Genomic DNA, 19145 nt, shown 5'->3' on the forward strand with positions numbered 1-19145 from the left:
TATAAAAATCCCGTACTTTTGCAGAAAAAAATCCTTTTGAAAACCGAAATCTTTGCCATTACACCGCCATTTACCCAGCTGAATACCCCATATCCAGCAACGGCATATATAAAAGGTTTTCTGAATACCAAAAATATCAGCTCATCGCAGGCTGATCTGGGAATTGAGGTTATTTTAGAGCTGTTTTCTAAAAAAGGATTGCAGGACCTATTCTGTCATACTGTGCGGAGTAGAAGTGAAGACAATGAAAAACCAAAAAGCGATAATGCCAGGCGTATTTTTGCTTTACAGGATGAGTATTTAAAAACTATCGATGCCGTAATCGCCTTCCTTCAGGGGAAAAACCCAACACTGGCCTTACAAATCTGTAGTGATGATTTTTTGCCTCAGGCTTCTCGTTTTTCGCAATTAGAAGAGCTCGACTGGGCTTTTGGAGCCATGGGTACACAGGATAAAGCAAAACACTTGGCCACACTTTATCTCGAAGATATATCCGATTATATCGTAGAGTGCATTGATGAAAATTTTGGTTTTAGCCGCTATGCCGAGCGTTTAGGCAGAAGCGCGAACTCTTTTGATGAGTTATATGAAACCTTATTAAAAGAACCTACTTATATCGATCATATCCTGATTTCGGTTTTAAAAGAAAAAATTGAGACGGTACAGCCCAAATTATTTTTGATTTCAGTTCCTTTTCCGGGCAATTTGTACAGTGCTTTCCGTTGCGCACAATGGATAAAAGCCAATCATCCCGAAATCGCGGTTTCTATGGGAGGTGGTTTTCCAAATACAGAATTAAGGTCGCTGTCGGATGCGCGGGTTTTTGAGTTTTTTGACTACATCACCCTGGACGATGGCGAGCTTCCTATCGAATTGTTGCACCATAACATCACACATCCCATCCCGAAAGAAGCCCATTTTTATAAAAGGACCTTCCTGCTTGAAAATGGTAAAGTGGTTTACCGCAACGATGCTTTCAGAAACGATTACAAACAAGCAGATATAGGTACGCCAGATTACACAGGGCTACTTTTGGATAAGTATATTTCAGTAATTGAAATTGTTAACCCCATGCACCGCATGTGGAGCGACGGACGTTGGAATAAACTTACGATGGCACATGGTTGCTATTGGGGCAAATGTACCTTTTGCGATATTTCATTGGATTATATCAAAGTTTACGAACCTGTTGCTGCCAAACTAATTGTTGACCGCATGGAGGATTTATACGCCAAAACCGGGCAAAATGGATTCCATTTTGTGGATGAAGCGGCCCCACCTGCACTGATGCGTGAAGTGGCTTTAGAAATTATCAGAAGGAAATTGGCGGTTACCTGGTGGACAAATATCCGGTTTGAAAAAAGCTTTAGTCGTGATTTATGTTTGTTGCTCAAGGTTTCCGGTTGCATTGCTGTTTCAGGTGGCCTGGAAGTAGCATCGGATCGTTTGTTAAAACTGATTGATAAAGGTGTTACGGTAGAACAGGTAGCTCGGGTAACCCGTAATTTCACCGAAGCCGGGATTATGGTACACGCTTATTTAATGTATGGTTATCCTACCCAAACGGTACAAGAAACAGTCGATAGTTTAGAAATGGTTCGTCAATTGTTCGAATTAGGCATACTGCAATCGGGCTTTTGGCACCAGTTTGCCATGACCGCGCATAGTCCGGTTGGGATGTACCCAGAAAAATTCGGTGTGGTTAAAGAAACGGAAACCATTGGGACTTTTGCCAACAACGATATTAATTATACCGATAAAACAGGGATTGACCACAATAAATTCAGTTATGGGCTGAAAAAATCACTATTCAATTTTATGCACGGTATCTGTTTTGATTACGAACTACAGGATTGGTTTGATTTTAAGATCCCCAGGACGAAAATTCCTGCTGATTTTATCGAAAGGGCATTAGATGAAGACGATCATTTTAACACGAAACCTACCGCGAAAGTAGTATGGGTAGGGGGAAAACCCATTTCTGATTATTTTACGAAGTCGAAAAAAGGAAATACCTGGGAAATGGCTTCACTCACATTCCACGATAAAAAGGAAACTTTTACGGTTCAAACGAATAAAAAAGAAGGCGAATGGTTAATCACCCTTTTAGATAAAATTTCGATCTCGAATGAAAAAGTACATACTTTTCAAGAGATTAAGGCCGATTTTGAAACAACATTGGAGAATTTTGAACTTTTTTGGTATTCTAAAACTATCAATACGTTAAGAGCATATGGCTTGTTGGTTTTGTGAGTACTTCTCAAAAAATTAGGTTGACTGTCGTCCTTTATTTTTAATAACGCCCTTTTCATATTAAAGATTCTTCACTGCGTTCAGAATGACAAGAATGGGAGCTTTATTCGGGCTAACTATTTCCAGTTAATTATATAAGTAATGCTTTTTTTCATCTAAAAATGTCTAACGAAATAGCCTTCATCTCGCATTTACGTCACCCTGAACTCGATTCAGGGTCTATTTGGGGTAAAAATACAGGTTCCAATTTGAGAGCTCAGTTAAGTGTCGTTCTTAAATCTACCCTTTAAAAGATTCTTCACTGCGTTCAAGAATGACAGGTATGAGAGCTTTGAAAAGGTAACAAGTTGTATCAAAACTTACGCAGGTATCAATCACTACATCTTCATTTTAAAATGCGTCAGAAAGTAAATGATGCAAATGAGTACAATCGAGTTTACGATAAGCAGCAACCAGGCAATAACAGATTTTCGGTTTTTCATTACGGCAATGAAAGAAGTAATATATGCCATTGCAATCAGTGCTAGAAACAGGTTTACCGTTTGGATGCCCAAAATGTAATAGTCGCTATACGAGAAAACCAGTACGCTTAGTAGTAGGAATACAAGTGACGAAGCAAGGTATAGTTTGTTGGGTTTCATCATATTTATTTACTACAGCTTTATGTTCTTATAGGAATTTAAAATGGCAAATATTCGGTTTTGAGATTTAAAATTACCAGGTTAATATTTTTAACCCTGGAATTTCTTGAAAGTGCTTATCCCGCGTGCTTAGCTTAAGTTTATATTGTATCGCAGACCATAGCAGAGCTCTCCAATAGCAATTGAAGATAAATAGGCCACAGATTTATCAATGTTGCTTGCTACACTAACATCTCCTTTAAACGAGGCAGAAATGATATTGGTATCTAATAATACCTTATTTCCAGCCATCTAGGTCAATATTTTCACAATCCTGTTCAACAGCTTTATCAATTAGATCCATGTCAGACTTTGAGATTAGGCCTATAAAATCATGCGCTGATTTTTTTTTATCGGTTGATACTGATTTTTTTAAAACCTTTACAATATTCAGGTCTTCTAAATCTTTAAGAAGCTGGTACGCTTTATTGTTATTGATCTGTAATAGTACGGTTTCCATAAATCAAATTTACTCAAAATTATAATATTATATCTAAAAATTAGTCACAATGCGGAACCGTAAAAGTCCAGGTTTCTGATTCTCCGGTTGGAATGATATAACCATTTCCCTTAGTATTCTCGAACCACAATTTGCCGCGGAGTTTTTCCCTTGTACCTACTTCGTTTAGGGTAGCGCTGTCATAAAGACGGCCATTGATCATCACATATTTGATTTTCTCCGAATTTCTAATATCATCTAAAGGATTAGCATCCATAATTACCATATCTGCTAATTTACCCACTTCCAATGAACCGATTTCTTTGTTCATGCCTAAATAGCTCGCACCATTTAATGTTGCTGCCCTAATGGCCTGCAGCGGGCTAAAACCACCCTGAACCAGCATCCACAACTCCCAGTGCGCCCCTAAACCCTGGATCTGTCCGTGTGCGCCTAGGTTAACTTTGGTACCCCCATCTGCAATCTGTTTAGCTGCCTTGGCAATATCAATGTGGTTATAATCGCTGTATTCAGAAGTAGTCCTGCGTCTTGCTCTCGCATCAATAATAGAGCGGGGCGTGTAGGTCATCAGCTTCTCGTTTTCCCAAACATTGGTCCTGTCATACCAATAATTTTCGCCCCACTGGCCTCCATAAGCCACAATTAAAGTAGGGGTATAAGCCACTTCGGTACTATTCCAAAGTGTGGTTACATCTTTATAAACCGGTAAAACCGGGATACTGTGCTCAATTCCGGTGTGGCCATCGGCAACCATATTCATGTTGGTGAAAAAAGTAGAGCCTCCTTCAGGTACAACTTCCATTTTCAACTGTCTGGCGGCTTCTAAAATCTGCTGGCGCTGTTCTCTACGTGGTTGATTGTATGATTTTACCGAAAATGCTCCGACTGCTTTTAACCTGCGTAAATGGGCCAGTGCATCATCCAAACTGTTAATCACTACTTTAAAATCGCCATCGGCACCATATAAAATAGAACCAGTAGAATAAACTCTTGGTCCGATCATTCTGCCTGCCTTAAGCATTTCGCTTTGGCTAAAAACCATTTCTGTATTGCTTGATGGATCGTGCGAAGTAGTTACGCCAAAGGCTAAATTGGCCATATAACTCCAGTCACTTTGAGGTGTAATCCCATCCGGGCTGGTGCGTAAATGCGCATGAACATCAACAATACCCGGCATAATGGTTTTGCCGTTAACATCAATTACTTTAGCATTGCCAGGGATGGTTACCGCATCAGATTTTCCGATTGCCGTAATTTTATTCCCATCGGTAAGAATAGTCCCATTTTCAATTACTTCATCACCCTTCATAGAAATGATTCTGGCCCCCTTTAAAGCCACAATCCCGGTAGGAACATCAGCTTTTAAAACCAGATTAATATCGATAGAGGATGCCTCTGTTTTTGGAGTGGTTCCATCAAAATTGAAAGCATTGTTTACATTGATGGTGAAATATTTTGGCCCTAATGTCCAATGTAAGGTTTTACTATCGGCGCTCCATTGGATATAGGTTCCGCCATCAGTAGTTACTTTGGTAACCGGGATGGCTTTATTTCCGGCAGAAGCATCCTGGGCAGTCCCAATATTGATCATTGGGGTGATGTAAACATTAAAAAGCTCGTTAAAGGCCAGCCATTTATTGTCCGGACTGATAACAAACTGGTTTGCATATTGCGAAGTAAAATGTGTTCTTTCATTTGCACCGTTTAAATCGATGCTTTTTAGTGCCTTTTTACCATCTGCATAACTTTGAAAATAAATGCGGGTATCGGTATTGTTAAACTGGGGGCGGATGCCGTTATCAGAAACCAAAGTTTTCGCACCTCCAGTGGCCGGCATAATAAAAATTCCCGTTCCGCGGCCATAATTATAACCCAAAACATCATTTCCGCTTCCTTTTCTGAAAACAATCCGGTCACCTTTGGTCGAATATTGTGGGGAGTAATAAAAACCTTTTTCATCGCTCAGGGTGATGGTTTTACCTGATTTTAGATCAGTTCTTTTAATTGCTCCGCGCAATTCATCACTCCAGGTAGTATAAACTACATATTTCCCATCCGGACTAAAAGCTGGTTCGAATTCGAAATCTAAGCCATTGGTTAGCCTCTCGGGTACTCCTATTGGTAATTCCTGCTTATATAGATACCCTGCAGCATTAAAAACGATTGTTTTCCCATCAGGAGAGGTAGTAAGTTGCCTCAACATTTTGGCTGGAAATTCGTTGCTGAAAACCTGCTGCTCAAAATGTAAGGCCTGCTGTACAGTTTGAATGGTATTGGCCTGAAAAGGAATAATAGTATTGATCAGTGTGCTGATTTCCGTTTTCCTGATTTTTCCTTTTGCATAAAAAACGATGCTTTTGCTGTCTGGGGTCCACGCAAAATTTGGGTAAACGCCAAAAATTGCCCAGGTTTCCTGCTGATCATGCGATAAATCTTCATTTACAGGCCATTCTTCGCCAGTTTTAAGATTTTGTACATACAAAGTAGATTTTAAACGCACACGTTTTACAAAAGCGATCATGTTTCCGTCAGGAGAAACCTGTGGGCGGCAGGCGCCGCCCTGCTCATTAATCAGGGTGGTTAATTTTCCTGTTGTTAAATCAAGCTGACGTATAGCATAAATAGTTCCGTTAGGATCTTTGCTGTATTCGAAATTTGGCCCCGGACTAACATCCTCACTAAAATAGACGTACCTTCCATCTGGCGAAACATTCGGCTCACCAGCATCCTGTTGATCATTTTTTCGCTTGGTTAATTGTACACCATCGCCACCATTTATGCTGTACATCCACATTTCACCGGCGCCTAATGACCGGCTAGCCGTAAAATGCTTTCTGGCTACCAGGTATTCGCTATTTGGCATCCAGGTAGCATTATTCAATAACCTGAAATTCTCTTTGGTAACCTGTTTTTTGCCCGACCCATCACGGTTCATGATCCAGATATTATCACCTCCGCTTTTATCACTTGTGTAAGAGATGTATTTCCCATTCGGACTAAACCTCGGCTGTACATCCCAGGCAGCACCTCCGCTGATCAGTTTGGCCATGCCACCGGTAATTGGCATCACATAGATATCGCCCAGTAAATCAAAAACAATTTCTTGTCCATCGGCGCTCACATCAAGGTTCATCCAGGTGCCTTCATCTGTATTTAAGGTGAAGTTTTTTGTGGTACCTTGATATTTTTCGATGTCCCATTTTTTTTCCTGGGCATAAGAACTGAAAAATAATAATGAAAGAGCGGATAGAAAATAGAGGTGTTTCATTAAAGTTTGATTAATTGTGCTGCAATTTAGCAATATCAACACCTTTTTTATAGTTTTGATACCGCCGATTTATGACAGCAATAGAGATTTTACAAAAATATTGGGGATACCAGGCTTTCAGGCCGCTACAGGAAGATATTATTGCCTCGGTTTTAGAAGGGAAAGATAGCTTAGCACTTTTACCCACTGGAGGTGGCAAATCGATTTGTTTTCAGGTACCTGCAATGGTAAAAGAAGGCATTTGCATTGTGGTTTCGCCCCTTATTGCCCTGATGAAAGATCAGGTAGAAAATCTAAAATCGAAAGGGATCGAAGCTATCGCAATTTACGCAGGAATGGGGAAACGCGAAATCGACATTCTGCTCGATAATTGTATCTACGGTAAAATTAAATTCCTTTATTTATCTCCCGAACGTTTATTAGCCGATTTGGTGCGTGTGCGCATTTCGTATATGAATGTGAACCTGATAGCGGTTGATGAGGCACACTGTATTTCGCAATGGGGTTACGATTTCCGCCCACCGTACTTACAGATAGCCAAACTACGCGAAATTTTACCGGATGTTCCTGTTTTAGCACTTACCGCCACTGCAACTGATTTTGTGAGGAAAGATATTATAGAGAAACTGGAAATGAAAGCCCCAGAGGTTTTTGTTAAAAGTTTCGCCAGGGACAATTTAAGCTACGTAGTTTTCGGCAATGAAGATAAATATAAAAAACTGATCGATATCTGCCAGAATGTGAGGGGAACAGGATTGGTTTATGTGCGTAACCGTAGGGAAACTGCCGAAGTGGCCAATTTCATTAACCGAAATGGTATCAAGGCTGATTTTTACCATGCCGGATTGGAAAGGGATGTTCGTTTCTTGAAACAGGAAGAGTGGAAGAACAATAAAACCCGGATCATGGTAGCTACCAATGCTTTCGGAATGGGCATCGATAAAGCTGATGTCCGTTTTGTGGTGCATCTTGATCTACCCGAGAGTCTGGAAGCTTATTATCAGGAAGCAGGAAGGGCAGGACGTGATGAAAAAAGGAGCTATGCGGTGCTACTGGCCAATCAATCTGATATTCTTGGTCTGGAATCCCGGTATTTAGACAGCTTTCCTTCTCCGGATGAGATCAGGAAAACCTATCATTACCTTGGCAATTACTTCCAATTGGCCTTTGGCGCAGGAGAGGGTTTAACCTTCGATTTTGATATCGCCGATTTCTGCAAACGATTTGATATAAGTGTATTAAAAACCATTTCTGCGCTTAAATTTTTAGAGCACGATGGCTACTTAACCCTGTCTGAAAGTGTTTTTTTGCCTTCAAGGATGATGTTCATCGCCAGTCATGAAGATATTTACCGTTTCCAGATCGAGAACAGGGTTTACGATGGTGTTATCAAAACTATCCTGCGCTCGCATGGAGGTGCTTTTGATGGTTTTGTGAAAATAAATGAAGCTGATCTTGCCAAAAAAACCGGACACTCTTACAAAGAAATTATTGCGCTGCTTAATAAATTACAAAGCATTGAACTGCTCACCTATACACCGCAAACGGATCAACCACAATTGCAATACGTTAGGCCAAGGGTAGATATGGATCATTTTGATCTTGATGTGAAATACCTCCGACTGAGAAAAGAGATTTTACACAAGCAGGTTAATGCGGTGGTGGCTTATACCACATCAAATGTTTGCAGAAGCATTCAGTTGCTTAATTATTTTGACGAGCATCATGCCGCAAAATGCGGTGTCTGCGATGTTTGCCTGGCCGAAAAAAGAGCGGAAAACCAGGGTAAAACAAGAGAGGAAATCGAATTCGAAATTTTCTCTTTACTTCAGCAGCAACCTTTAAGCCTTGATGATCTGGTTATCAATATTAAAAATGGAACCGGAACTGAAAGAATTGATGCCATTAGAGAATTATTAGATGCGGGTAAGATTAAAACTGATGGGAGGAAGTATTATATTTAGATGTGAGATGTGAGATGTGAGATGTGAGATGTGAGATGTGAGATGTGAGATGTGAGATGTGAGAAAAATGACCTGATAAGTTAGCAATAAAATATTAGTTTTGTAATGAACTATTTCTGTATAATCAAACAATCAATAATCTTTCCGCTAAGCGAAAAAAATGATAGAAAAAGACAATAAGAAAACCATACGCTCATGGGCTTTCTTCGATTGGGCAAATTCTGCCTACAACCTGGTCATCACCTCAACAATTTTTCCCGTTTATTACGTAGCCATCACTACAACAAAGGAACATGGGGATGAAGTTACCTTTTTCGGAAAAACTTTTATTAATACGGTTTTATCTAATTATGCACTATCATTCGCTTATCTGATTATGGTGGTTTTGCTGCCAATATTGTCATCTTATGCCGATGCTAAGGGGAAAAGGAAGTTTTTTATGCAATTGTTCACCTATATTGGTTCAATTGCCTGCATGGGATTGTTTTTCTTTAAACTTGAAACTTTAGAAGCAGGAATTATCTGTTTTATTCTGGCTGCCATGGGTTATGTGGGGGGAGTAATGTTTAACAATTCCTACCTGCCAATTATTGCTTCTACCGAAAATCAGGATAAGGTGAGCGCCCAGGGCTTTTCTTATGGCTATGTTGGAAGTGTTTTATTACAGCTAATCTGCTTTGTTTTTGTATTGAAACCCGAACTGTTCGGCATAACGGATAAATCGCTTCCTGCACAGATCTCATTTTTGCTCGTAGGCATCTGGTGGTTTTTATTTGCCCAGATTCCGTTTAAGGTTTTACCCAAAGATTTACCCAATACCTCGGCAGCAGGCAAAGGGATTATAAAAAGTAGTTTTGGCGAATTTGTAAAAGTATGGAAGCAGCTAAAGCAAATGAGTTTTTTAAAAACCTATCTCCTTGCTTTTTTCTTTTATTCAATGGGCGTACAAACCATTATGCTGGCAGCGGCCGGTTTTGGTGCAAAGGTTTTGAAATTAGAATCGGGAAGCTTGATTGCAGTGATATTGATCATCCAGCTGGTTGCCATCTTAGGTGCCTGGCTGATGTCGCTTTTGGCAAAGAAACTGGGTAATATCAATGTATTGATTATAGTGGTATTAATCTGGATAGGGTGTTGCATTTATGGCTATACCATCACTAATGCAACGCAGTTTTATGCATTAGCGGCAATAGTAGGATTAATAATGGGAGGCATACAGTCGTTATCGCGCTCTACCTACTCAAAGAATATTCCTGAAAACACTACAGATACCGCATCGTTTTTTAGTTTTTATGATGCTACCGAGAAATTGGCTATTGTTATCGGTTTATTTAGTTTTGCTCTTATAGAGGGTATTACACATAACATGCGTCAATCAATTATTGCTTTGGCATCATTTTTTATAGTTGGATTGATCTTTTTGGTAATCTTAAGGAAAACCGAACGTAAAGAACCGGCAAAATTGTAAGTTTGCAGTCGTTTAGCATATGATGAAAGTAGAATTATTTGTTCCCTGTTTTGTAGACCAGTTATATCCTGAAACTGCTTTTAACACTTTAAAGTTATTGGAAAAATCGGGATGCGATGTTGCCTATAATTCAAAACAGACCTGTTGCGGACAACCGGCATACAATGCGGGTTATTGGGATGAGGCGAAAGAAGTGGGTACAAAATTTCTGAACGATTTTACTGAAAATACTTATGTGGTGGCACCATCGGCATCGTGTGTAGGGATGGTAAAAGGTGGTTTCAACGATCTTTTTACCAATACTATTGTACACAACAAATGCCGGAGTTTGCAATCTAACATCTGGGAGCTTTCTGATTTCCTGGTAAATGTGGCCAAAAAGGATTATTTCGGCGCCGAACTGGAAGGTAAAGCTGTTTATCATGATTCATGCAGTGCTTTACGAGAATGCAAAATCAAAGATGAACCCCGCCAGCTTTTATCAAAAGTACATGGTTTGGAAATGATCGAAATGGAAGACACTGACATGTGCTGCGGTTTTGGCGGTACTTTTGCCGTAAAATTCGACGCTATTTCTTCAGCCATGGCCGAACAGAAAGTTAACCATGCATTGGCTCAACAAGCCGATTATATTATTTCTACTGATTTATCGTGTCTTTTACACCTTCAGGGGTATATCGATAAAAATAACCTGCCAATAAAAACCATGCACATTGCCGATGTACTTTGTAATGGCTGGCTGGAGAGTACAGAGTATTAACCCGAGCCCCTAAAGGGGAGAAGATATTTAAACCTAACAGGTTTCAGAAACCTGTTAGGTTTTCTTGCAAGAGCACAGTTAAACCCGACCGACAGTATTATCCCGCTTTAAGGAGTAATTTAATTTAATAAATTTTTATGGGGATTAAGCAAAGGGCGGGACTATAGCAACAGAAGAACTACAGGTATTGCTTTCCTGAAAGAAAAGATTAATTTATTGGATGAACTGATCAATGATCTGAAATACAACCAGGATTGTAATATTTAAATTACTTTTAGTACAAATGTGTCTTTAAAGAATCTAATTACAATCTTTAACATGTTTTATATTGCAATCTACAATATCTTTGTTAAACCTTTTAAAGGCTTTTATATCTAACGTACAAAACGAAATCATAATGAAAAAAATATTCATCGCGTTAATGGGGGCAATGTCTATTGCAGCTGTTGCAAATGCACAGAAAAAAACTTCAGGCGCAATACAGTTCGAAAATACGATCGATCCGGCTGCTATGGCGTCGGCTAGCGGTATACAATTAACCGATCAGATGAAAGCCAGGATGCCCTCGTCGAGCAAAACCAATTTTGAATTATTGTTTACTGCAACAAATGCCAGTTATATGCCTGTTGAAGAAACTGAAGACAGCAATGGAGCAGGAGGTGGCGGCGGCGGAATGGGCCGAATGATGATGCGTTTTGGCGGTGGTGGCGGAAACCGCGAGTACTATTATACTTTTGCTGATAAAAGCTTAGTAGAAGTTTTTGATCTGAATGATACTACCTATTACATGCCGAGCAAGTTAACTTTATCTACTTCAGGACCTATTGGCTCATTCAGGATGGGAGGTGGAAACCCGAACGATACAACCAAGGCAAAACCTACTGCCCCAACCATCGAAGTGGTTAAAACAGATTCTACCAAACAAATTTTAGGATTTACCTGTCACCAGGCAATTGTAAGGTCTACCAGGGCCATTAAAATTTTGGATATGGATAAAAACGTAGTAGAAGAAACCAAAATCTGGTATACCAAAGATCTGGGCTTCGATTTTTCTCCAAACCCCAACTTGTGGACAGAAGGAGCAGTTTTGGCTATTGAAGGAAGGGGTAACAGTTCTATCGCCAAAAGCATAGAGTACAGAAATGTAAGTTCGAAAGATGTAACCGCACCAAAAAAGGCGAAACTGATTACAGCTGAAGAGTATAAAACTAAAATGGAGAACATGATGAAACGTTTTAGACAGAACAGACCTGGTGGTGGTGGCCAGATCAGAGCATTTGGGATGAACTAGTATCTTAGACTCTAGACTTCAGAAATTGGCGTGGCACAGCGCCAAGGCACAAACTTCGGAAGTCAGCGAATTACAACCACCATAATAATTCTATTTGGCCCTTAAAGCTTAAGCTTTAAGGGCTTTTTTTGTATCATTTTTGAATATTATACTTCATTGATTACCGTAATTTTGCCATATAAAACAAGAATGACTATTATTGAAACAAATTATAAACCAAAGTGATTACAGCAGAAAACAGGGCAAATTTATTAGCAGGCAAGCAGCATTTTGAAATTTTGGATGGATTAAGAGGGGTAGCAGCCATTGTAGTGGTCATTTACCATTTTATGGAAATCGCCATTACCAATTATAATAAGAACTTTCTTTCGCATGGTTTCCTCGCAGTCGATTTCTTTTTCTGTTTATCTGGTTTTGTTATTGCCTATGCTTACGATAGCCGCGCACCTCACATAGGGGTTATGCAGTTTTTTAAATCAAGGCTTATCCGTTTGCATCCGCTGGTGGTTATCGGCTCTGTTTTAGGGCTAATCACTTTCCTTATCGACCCATACAGCGATCTTTATGAGGTTTATGGAATAGGGAAAACTTTCCTTTTATTTTTATCCTCCGTTTTTTTAATCCCTTATCCGGCCATGCCCGAGCGGTATACCAATTTATTCTGCTTAAATGCACCGGCCTGGTCGTTATTTTGGGAATATATTGCCAATATTTTTTACATCATTGTGTTATATCGCCTGGGCAAAAAAAAACTAATTCCTTTAGTGGTTATTGGGGCAGTGTGCCTCTGTTATGTTGCGGTTCGCGCTACTAATGTAGGTGGTGGCTGGGGCGGACAGAATTTTTGGGACGGCGGGGCACGTGTGCTGTATTCTTTCACAGCAGGGATGTTGGTTTATCGCTTAAACTGGATAATCAAAAATAGGCTCGGCTTTTTAGGGATGATTATATTGTTGCTCGCAGCCTTTTTAGTTCCTTTTAACGATAAATACAATTTCATTACCGAACCTATACTCGTACTGTTTTACTTTCCACTTTTAGTGGCTTTGGGAGCAGGAGCAACGTTAAACCCATCGTTTAAAAAGATCTGTAACCTATCAGGCGAAATCTCGTACCCGCTTTACATGGTACATTATCCGTTTGTTTGGATATTTTTAACCTATGTAGCCGAAGTTCAGCCGGCAGCGTCGTCGCTTTGGGTGGTTATCCCTGTTTCGGTACTGCTTTTAATTATTTTTGCTTATCTGGTAATGAGGTTTATAGATGTTCCTTTACGTAAATATTTGAAGACTAAATTTTTATAGGATATGAGCTGTATCATAAAGACAATTTCTCCTCAGATTTTGTCACATTGAGCTTTTCGAAATGCTCTTATAGGTATTTAAGCAGGTCTTTCGACAGGCTCAGGATGACAAATCTTGTATAATAATACAGTCTCATGACGATTGGGTTAGTTACCATGTTAATGTGTGTGTCTAGATCTCTGCCTTGCTTTTTAGCTGAAAAATTCGTACCTTTGCACAAAATAAAATCACATTGTAAGTGATCTTTAAAACTTTTTTATTTAAAAATTAAATCATAGTTGTAGATGATTAACATTACTTTACCTGACGGTTCTGTACGTCAGTATGAAAAGGGCACTTCTGCCCATCAAATTGCATTGTCAATTTCTGAGGGCCTGGCCCGTAACGTCTTAGCTGCTGAAGTTAACGGCGAGGTTTGGGATTCAACAAGGCCGATCGAATCTGATTCGTCAGTAAAATTGTTAACCTGGAATGATGCTGCCGGAAAATCAACCTTTTGGCATTCATCGGCACACTTAATGGCCGAAGCTTTAGAAACGCTTTATCCGGGAACCAAGTTTGGTATCGGTCCGGCAATTGAAACTGGTTTTTATTATGACGTAGACTTTGGCGGCCGAGAATTTTCTTCGGATGATTTCAAAGCCATTGAAACCAAAATGATCGAACTGGCCAAACAAAAGGAAACTTTTGTACGCGAAAGTGTAAGCAAAGCCGATGCTGTTAAATATTTTACCGAGAAAGGTGATGAATATAAGCTGGATTTGATTGATGGCCTTGAAGATGGTAAAATTACTTTTTATACCCAGGGTGCATTTACCGATTTATGCCGTGGTCCGCATATTCCGAACACAGGTTTTATAAAAGCGGTAAAACTGATGAATGTGGCCGGTGCTTACTGGCGTGGCGATGAAACCAAAAAGCAGTTAACCCGTATTTATGGCGTAACTTTCCCTAAGGCAAGCGAGCTTAGCGAGTATCTGCTGATGATCGAAGAAGCTAAGAAACGCGACCACCGTAAACTGGGTAAAGAGCTTGAATTATTTGCTTTTTCAGAAAAAGTGGGCATGGGCTTGCCATTATGGTTACCAAAAGGAACAGCCTTGCGCGAGCGTTTGGTTAATTTCTTAACTAAGGCGCAGGCTAAAGCTGGTTATGAGCAAGTGGTTACGCCACATATCGGCCATAAAAACCTGTATGTCACTTCGGGTCACTGGGAAAAATATGGTAAAGATTCGTTCCAGCCGATTAAAACCCCGCAGGAAGGAGAGGAGTTTTTCTTAAAACCAATGAACTGTCCGCACCACTGCGAAATTTATAAAACAAAACCACGTTCTTATAAAGATCTTCCGGTTCGTTTTGCTGAATTTGGTACCGTTTACCGTTACGAACAAAGTGGCGAATTACATGGTTTAACCCGTGTACGTGGCTTTACTCAGGATGATGCACACTTGTTCTGTATGCCGGAGCAGGTTAAAGATGAGTTTAAAAAGGTAATCGATCTAGTGCTTTATGTATTTAAATCGTTAGGTTTTGAAAACTATACTGCCCAGGTTTCGTTAAGGGATCCGGAGAATAAAGCCAAATATATCGGTTCTGATGAGAACTGGAGGTTATCTGAAAATGCCATCATCGAAGCAGCGGCCGAAAAAGGTCTAAATACTGTTGTAGAATATGGCGAGGCCGCTTTCTATGGTCCAAAGCTCGATTTTATGGTTAAAGATGCTTTAGGTAGAAAATGGCAGCTGGGTACTATCCAGGTTGATTATAACCTTCCGGAGCGTTTCGAACTGGAATACACCGGTAGCGATAACCAGAAGCACCGTCCGGTAATGATCCACCGTGCGCCATTTGGCTCACTGGAAAGATTTATCGCCGTACTGATCGAGCACTGTGCCGGAAACTTCCCTTTATGGTTGAGTCCGGAACAATTTATTATTCTTCCTATTTCAGAAAAATATGAAGAATATGCAAAAAAAGTTTTAGATGAACTAAATAATTCCGATATTCGCGGGCTGATTGACTTTCGTGATGAAAAAATCGGTCGCAAAATACGTGATTCGGAAGTTAAAAAGATCCCATACATGCTCATTATCGGTGATAAAGAGATGGCAGAAGGCAAAGTTTCTGTGCGTAAACATGGTGAGGGAGATTTAGGCGAAATGACGTTGGAAGAGTTCAACAATTTATTAAGAAAAGAAATAACAGTTTAAATTAAAATAATACAAATTTGGCATTAGGAAGACCAGGATTTAACAGGGGACCACGTCCACCTTTTAAGAAAAAAGAAGCAGAGCATAACATTAATCAGTATATAAAATCGCCTGAAGTGCGTTTAGCTGGCGATAATGTTGAACCAGGGATTTATCCTCTGGCGAAAGCTTTGGCACTTGCTGATGAACTGGAACTGGATTTGGTAGAGATTTCTCCGAATGCTGTACCACCGGTTTGTAGAATTATTGATTACAGTAAATTTGTTTACGAGCAAAAGAAAAAGCAAAAAGAAATTAAAGCTAATGCCAAACAGACTGTAATTAAGGAGATCCGTTTTGGACCTAATACCAACGATCACGATTTCCAGTTTAAATTGAAACATGCAGTAAGCTTTTTAGAGAATGGTGAGAAAGTTAGGGCTTATGTGCATTTTAAAGGTAGGGCAATTGTTTATAAAGAGCAGGGAGAAATTTTATTATTGAAATTTGCCCAGGCTTTGGAAGATGTGGGAAAAGTAGAGTTATTACCGAAGTTGGAAGGTAAGCGCATGTTCCTTACAGTTGCGCCTAAAGTAGCAAAAAAATAAAAACAATTTATAAATTAAATAACAGGTTATGCCAAAAATGAAAACCAATTCCAGTGCCAAAAAGCGTTTTTCGCTTACTGGAACAGGTAAAATCAAAAGAAACAAAGCATACAAAAGTCACATCTTAACCAAGATGAGTACTAAACGTAAACGTGCGCTTGGAAATGCAGGAATTGTAACAGATGCAGATTCAGGTAACGTAAAACGTATGCTTTGCATCGGAAAGTAATTCATTAATTTCACCAGGTATCAGGCATTAAAGTTCCTTAACTGGACGCCGCTTACCAAAAAACAACAACAACATGCCACGTTCGGTAAACGCAGTAGCTTCGAGAAGAAGAAGAAAAAAGATCCTTAATTTAGCCAAAGGTTATTGGGGAGCAAGAAGTAAGGTTTATACTGTTGCTAAAAACACAGTAGAAAAAGGTTTGCAATATGCATACCGTGACCGTAAAGTTAAGAAAAGAGAATTCCGCGGATTGTGGATCCAACGTATCAACGCTGGTGCACGTCAACACGGTATTTCTTACTCTCAGTTGATCGGTAAACTAGCTTCAAAAGAAATCGGTTTAAACCGTAAAGTATTGGCTGATTTAGCAATGAATCATCCAGAAGCTTTCAAAGCTGTAATTGATGCAGTAAAATAGAAATTTTCGCTTAGGCGATAATCATATTTAAAAAAGGGAATCTATGGATTCCCTTTTTTGTTTTAGCTTTGATCATCAGTATCTGCACCCGGTGCATTCTTTTTAACAGATTCAATGCCGTTATCTCTGGCTGCTGTACTTTCATACATTTCGCTTGAGCCTATTATTTGTCCATTTGTAGCTTTTAAGCTAAAATGATACTTACCATTCTTCGAGGTTTTTCGCTCAAACTTTGAGTCGTCCTGTGCGTTTTTCTTAACAGATTCAATACCGTTTTCACAGCTCGATTTTGCGACATAGCCCTCGCTGGTTAAAATAACCTGACCATTACCGGCTTTCAGATTAAACTGGTATTCGCCGTTAGTTCTTTTAGTAATCACAAATTTTCCCATAGTGCTGATATTTAATTATTTGGTTAAATGCTTTATAATTAAAGTTATAAAAGTTTGTAAGCAAAATCAATATGTACCCGAGAATTAAGGAAAAGTTAATGTTGCGTATATAGTGTTAAAGGAAAAATCGTCATTTCTGAGAAAGTAGGAATCTTAGAATAGTTTCCTCGATTCCTTTAAACTCCGCTCGAAATGACGATAATTTTATTAATATAATCCCAGCTCTGCTAAACAGGCAAATTGCTGGCCATCATGTGCAGATTTGGCAATAATTTTATAGTATAAGAATGTTTGAGGAGAAGCGAAATCAAAATACTGAACCCCAGTTACGTTTTTAGCAACGTAATTGCCTTGTGATGTGAAATTGATACCATCTGTACTGGTTAAAATTTCAAAATCTTTAACTGCCCTGCTTAGGCTGCTGCGCTGCAATAAACTTACGCCGCTCGCTGTTTTAGAAGTTGTACCAACTTTAATAACCACATTGTGAGGGTAAGAAGTGGCAGATGTTCTCCATCTCGAGTGCCAAACAGTAGCCGGATCATTATCAATTAAACTGGTTGCTTTACCATCTGAACTTTCTTCAGAGCTGAATGAAGCAATGCTCCATCCTGTTTTACTTAGCTCGTTTTTTGTAGAGAAACCCAATACAGGCAATCCTCCGGAAAAGGTATAGCTATAAATCTGTTCGGTTACCGTACCATTATCGTGTACGAGTTTTACTTTTAGTTCGTAAGGAATACCATCGGCTTTTTCCTGCAGATCGGCGATAGGCATGACTACCCTGAAGCTATCTGTACCAATTTTTTTAGACTCCCAGGTAATGGCATTATAATCTTTGTTTACGCCGGTACCCTCATTGTTTACATTTGGATCATTGTAATACAAAATGCTAGTTACGTTGCCAGTAGAGGTAAATTTGCCTGATACCACGATAGATGCCAAACTGCTATCGTAACTGGCGTATATTTTTGGGATACTGGTGGTAACAGAACCGTAATAAGTATTAGAGTTGTTATTAAAAACCTGGTTGGCATTTAAAATAGCTGCATCAGCAGCAGTTAAAAACGTAGGGCTTTTACCCAGCGTTCCGTTACCGGCCCACATTAAAGCCATACCCAGTGTAGAGTTTTCAGAAACTTTTTGCCTGTTGTGTGGTAAATTTAAACCATGGCCCAATTCGTGAACCATACCGCCAAACCAAACACTGAAACGGTTACCTACCGTGGTATTTGAGCCAAGATTGGCAATATCCATTTCCTCGTAATCAAGGGCATAACACCAACGGCCGGTACCATAAAACGGACCACCACTTGGTGTACCATTTGAGCCGATCGAATACCTTGGAATGATAATTAAAGTATGGTCGCTGGTTTTATCAGCAGGGTGGGCTGCAAAATAAGCATTTACTTCGCTGGCTACAGCACCCGAACCGCCTGAGTAAGGATAACTGCTTTTTGGTAAATTTCCTCTGATGGTTAAGATTTTAACACCTCCAAAGCCATCATCGGCCAGGCCGAAAGTTTTATTGCCATAGCCATTTCTGTTCATTTCCTGCTTGTACCAGTCTTGGGTCCACAATAAAAGGTCACTTAACCTTTTTCTATAACCGGCTAAGGTATCCAGGTCGTTAGGTACAAAATACACCACATTTACATTACGAGTTTGAGTAACGATACTTGTGGTAGCCATCTTTTGACTAATTTTAAGTGTTTTTTCTTCGGTTTGTAAAGTTCCGGCCTTTTTACAAGATAAGGCAAACAGACAGGCCAAGACGAGGCCTGCAAAAAGTACGCTGTTTTTTTTCATTGGATAATTTTTAGGTTTGGATTGATAATATGCAATTTGGTTAATACTGCCT

15 protein-coding genes are annotated in these 19145 nt (G+C 39.6%); 10 read left to right on the plus strand and 5 right to left on the minus strand.

The features are described from left to right. Positions 1–36: 36 nt before the first annotated feature. Positions 37–2253, plus strand: a complete 2217-nt coding sequence (locus ACFSR6_RS22250; protein ID WP_379083157.1) for a B12-binding domain-containing radical SAM protein — start codon at positions 37–39, stop codon at positions 2251–2253. A gap of 377 nt (positions 2254–2630) precedes the next feature. On the opposite strand, the gene ACFSR6_RS22255 is transcribed toward ACFSR6_RS22250, so the two are convergent. From ACFSR6_RS22255 to ACFSR6_RS22265, 3 genes are all read right to left on the minus strand, one after another. Continuing rightward, positions 2631–2897 carry a hypothetical protein gene (locus ACFSR6_RS22255; RefSeq protein ID WP_379083160.1) on the minus strand — a complete coding sequence of 89 codons (267 nt, stop codon included), beginning with the start codon at positions 2895–2897 and terminating at the stop codon, positions 2631–2633. A gap of 274 nt (positions 2898–3171) precedes the next feature. Continuing rightward, the gene (locus tag ACFSR6_RS22260) at positions 3172–3393 is read right to left on the minus strand and encodes a hypothetical protein (protein ID WP_379083163.1); all 222 of its coding nucleotides are present in this window, start codon (positions 3391–3393) and stop codon (positions 3172–3174) included. Positions 3394–3433: 40 nt separating this feature from the next. Continuing rightward, the gene (locus tag ACFSR6_RS22265) at positions 3434–6661 is read right to left on the minus strand and encodes an amidohydrolase family protein (RefSeq protein WP_379083165.1); all 3228 of its coding nucleotides are present in this window, start codon (positions 6659–6661) and stop codon (positions 3434–3436) included. A gap of 71 nt (positions 6662–6732) precedes the next feature. Here ACFSR6_RS22265 and ACFSR6_RS22270 point away from each other — a divergent pair, with 71 nt between their 5' ends. The 9 genes from ACFSR6_RS22270 (at position 6733) to rplT (ending at position 16892) form a co-directional block, all read left to right on the plus strand. After that, entirely contained in the window at positions 6733–8625 is a 1893-nt protein-coding gene (locus ACFSR6_RS22270) for a RecQ family ATP-dependent DNA helicase (protein WP_379083167.1), read from the plus strand. Between the two features lie 160 nt (positions 8626–8785). Beyond that, positions 8786–10093 (plus strand): MFS transporter, encoded by a 1308-nt coding sequence (locus ACFSR6_RS22275; RefSeq protein WP_379083169.1) that lies wholly within the window; start codon positions 8786–8788, stop codon positions 10091–10093. 22 nt (positions 10094–10115) lie between these two features. Beyond that, positions 10116–10853 carry a (Fe-S)-binding protein gene (locus tag ACFSR6_RS22280; RefSeq protein ID WP_379083271.1) on the plus strand — a complete coding sequence of 246 codons (738 nt, stop codon included), beginning with the start codon at positions 10116–10118 and terminating at the stop codon, positions 10851–10853. 397 nt (positions 10854–11250) lie between these two features. Continuing rightward, positions 11251–12144 (plus strand): hypothetical protein, encoded by an 894-nt coding sequence (locus ACFSR6_RS22285; RefSeq protein ID WP_379083172.1) that lies wholly within the window; start codon positions 11251–11253, stop codon positions 12142–12144. Between the two features lie 221 nt (positions 12145–12365). Beyond that, positions 12366–13448, plus strand: coding sequence for an acyltransferase family protein (locus ACFSR6_RS22290; RefSeq protein WP_379083174.1), 1083 nt, complete (start codon positions 12366–12368; stop codon positions 13446–13448). A gap of 284 nt (positions 13449–13732) precedes the next feature. Further along, on the plus strand, positions 13733–15658 hold the full coding sequence (gene thrS, locus ACFSR6_RS22295; protein WP_379083177.1) for a threonine--tRNA ligase: 1926 nt from the start codon (positions 13733–13735) through the stop codon (positions 15656–15658). A 17-nt stretch (positions 15659–15675) separates the two neighbouring features. After that, entirely contained in the window at positions 15676–16245 is a 570-nt protein-coding gene (gene infC, locus ACFSR6_RS22300) for a translation initiation factor IF-3 (RefSeq protein WP_051691975.1), read from the plus strand. Between the two features lie 28 nt (positions 16246–16273). Then, positions 16274–16474 carry a 50S ribosomal protein L35 gene (gene rpmI, locus ACFSR6_RS22305; RefSeq protein ID WP_010600880.1) on the plus strand — a complete coding sequence of 67 codons (201 nt, stop codon included), beginning with the start codon at positions 16274–16276 and terminating at the stop codon, positions 16472–16474. Positions 16475–16547: 73 nt separating this feature from the next. Next, positions 16548–16892, plus strand: coding sequence for a 50S ribosomal protein L20 (gene rplT / locus ACFSR6_RS22310; protein WP_025144714.1), 345 nt, complete (start codon positions 16548–16550; stop codon positions 16890–16892). A 62-nt stretch (positions 16893–16954) separates the two neighbouring features. Here rplT and ACFSR6_RS22315 read toward each other — a convergent pair whose 3' ends face one another. Beyond that, positions 16955–17284 (minus strand): YegP family protein, encoded by a 330-nt coding sequence (locus tag ACFSR6_RS22315; RefSeq protein ID WP_379083180.1) that lies wholly within the window; start codon positions 17282–17284, stop codon positions 16955–16957. Between the two features lie 207 nt (positions 17285–17491). Next, positions 17492–19093 (minus strand): discoidin domain-containing protein, encoded by a 1602-nt coding sequence (locus ACFSR6_RS22320; protein WP_379083182.1) that lies wholly within the window; start codon positions 19091–19093, stop codon positions 17492–17494. Between the last annotated feature and the right edge of the window lie 52 nt (positions 19094–19145).

The sequence above is a fragment of the Pedobacter vanadiisoli genome (assembly GCF_042684385.1).
GTDB classification, from domain to species: domain Bacteria; phylum Bacteroidota; class Bacteroidia; order Sphingobacteriales; family Sphingobacteriaceae; genus Pedobacter; species Pedobacter vanadiisoli.

Coding starts and splice junctions, on each gene's coding strand:
- ACFSR6_RS22255 (WP_379083160.1), bottom strand. CDS start 2,897: ATGATGAAACCCAACAAACTATACCTTGCTTCGTCACTTGTATTCCTA.
- ACFSR6_RS22260 (WP_379083163.1), bottom strand. CDS start 3,393: ATGGAAACCGTACTATTACAGATCAATAACAATAAAGCGTACCAGCTT.
- ACFSR6_RS22265 (WP_379083165.1), bottom strand. CDS start 6,661: ATGAAACACCTCTATTTTCTATCCGCTCTTTCATTATTATTTTTCAGT.
- ACFSR6_RS22270 (WP_379083167.1), top strand. CDS start 6,733: ATGACAGCAATAGAGATTTTACAAAAATATTGGGGATACCAGGCTTTC.
- ACFSR6_RS22275 (WP_379083169.1), top strand. CDS start 8,786: ATGATAGAAAAAGACAATAAGAAAACCATACGCTCATGGGCTTTCTTC.
- ACFSR6_RS22280 (WP_379083271.1), top strand. CDS start 10,116: ATGAAAGTAGAATTATTTGTTCCCTGTTTTGTAGACCAGTTATATCCT.
- ACFSR6_RS22285 (WP_379083172.1), top strand. CDS start 11,251: ATGAAAAAAATATTCATCGCGTTAATGGGGGCAATGTCTATTGCAGCT.
- thrS (WP_379083177.1), top strand. CDS start 13,733: ATGATTAACATTACTTTACCTGACGGTTCTGTACGTCAGTATGAAAAG.
- rpmI (WP_010600880.1), top strand. CDS start 16,274: ATGCCAAAAATGAAAACCAATTCCAGTGCCAAAAAGCGTTTTTCGCTT.
- rplT (WP_025144714.1), top strand. CDS start 16,548: ATGCCACGTTCGGTAAACGCAGTAGCTTCGAGAAGAAGAAGAAAAAAG.
- ACFSR6_RS22315 (WP_379083180.1), bottom strand. CDS start 17,284: ATGGGAAAATTTGTGATTACTAAAAGAACTAACGGCGAATACCAGTTT.
- ACFSR6_RS22320 (WP_379083182.1), bottom strand. CDS start 19,093: ATGAAAAAAAACAGCGTACTTTTTGCAGGCCTCGTCTTGGCCTGTCTG.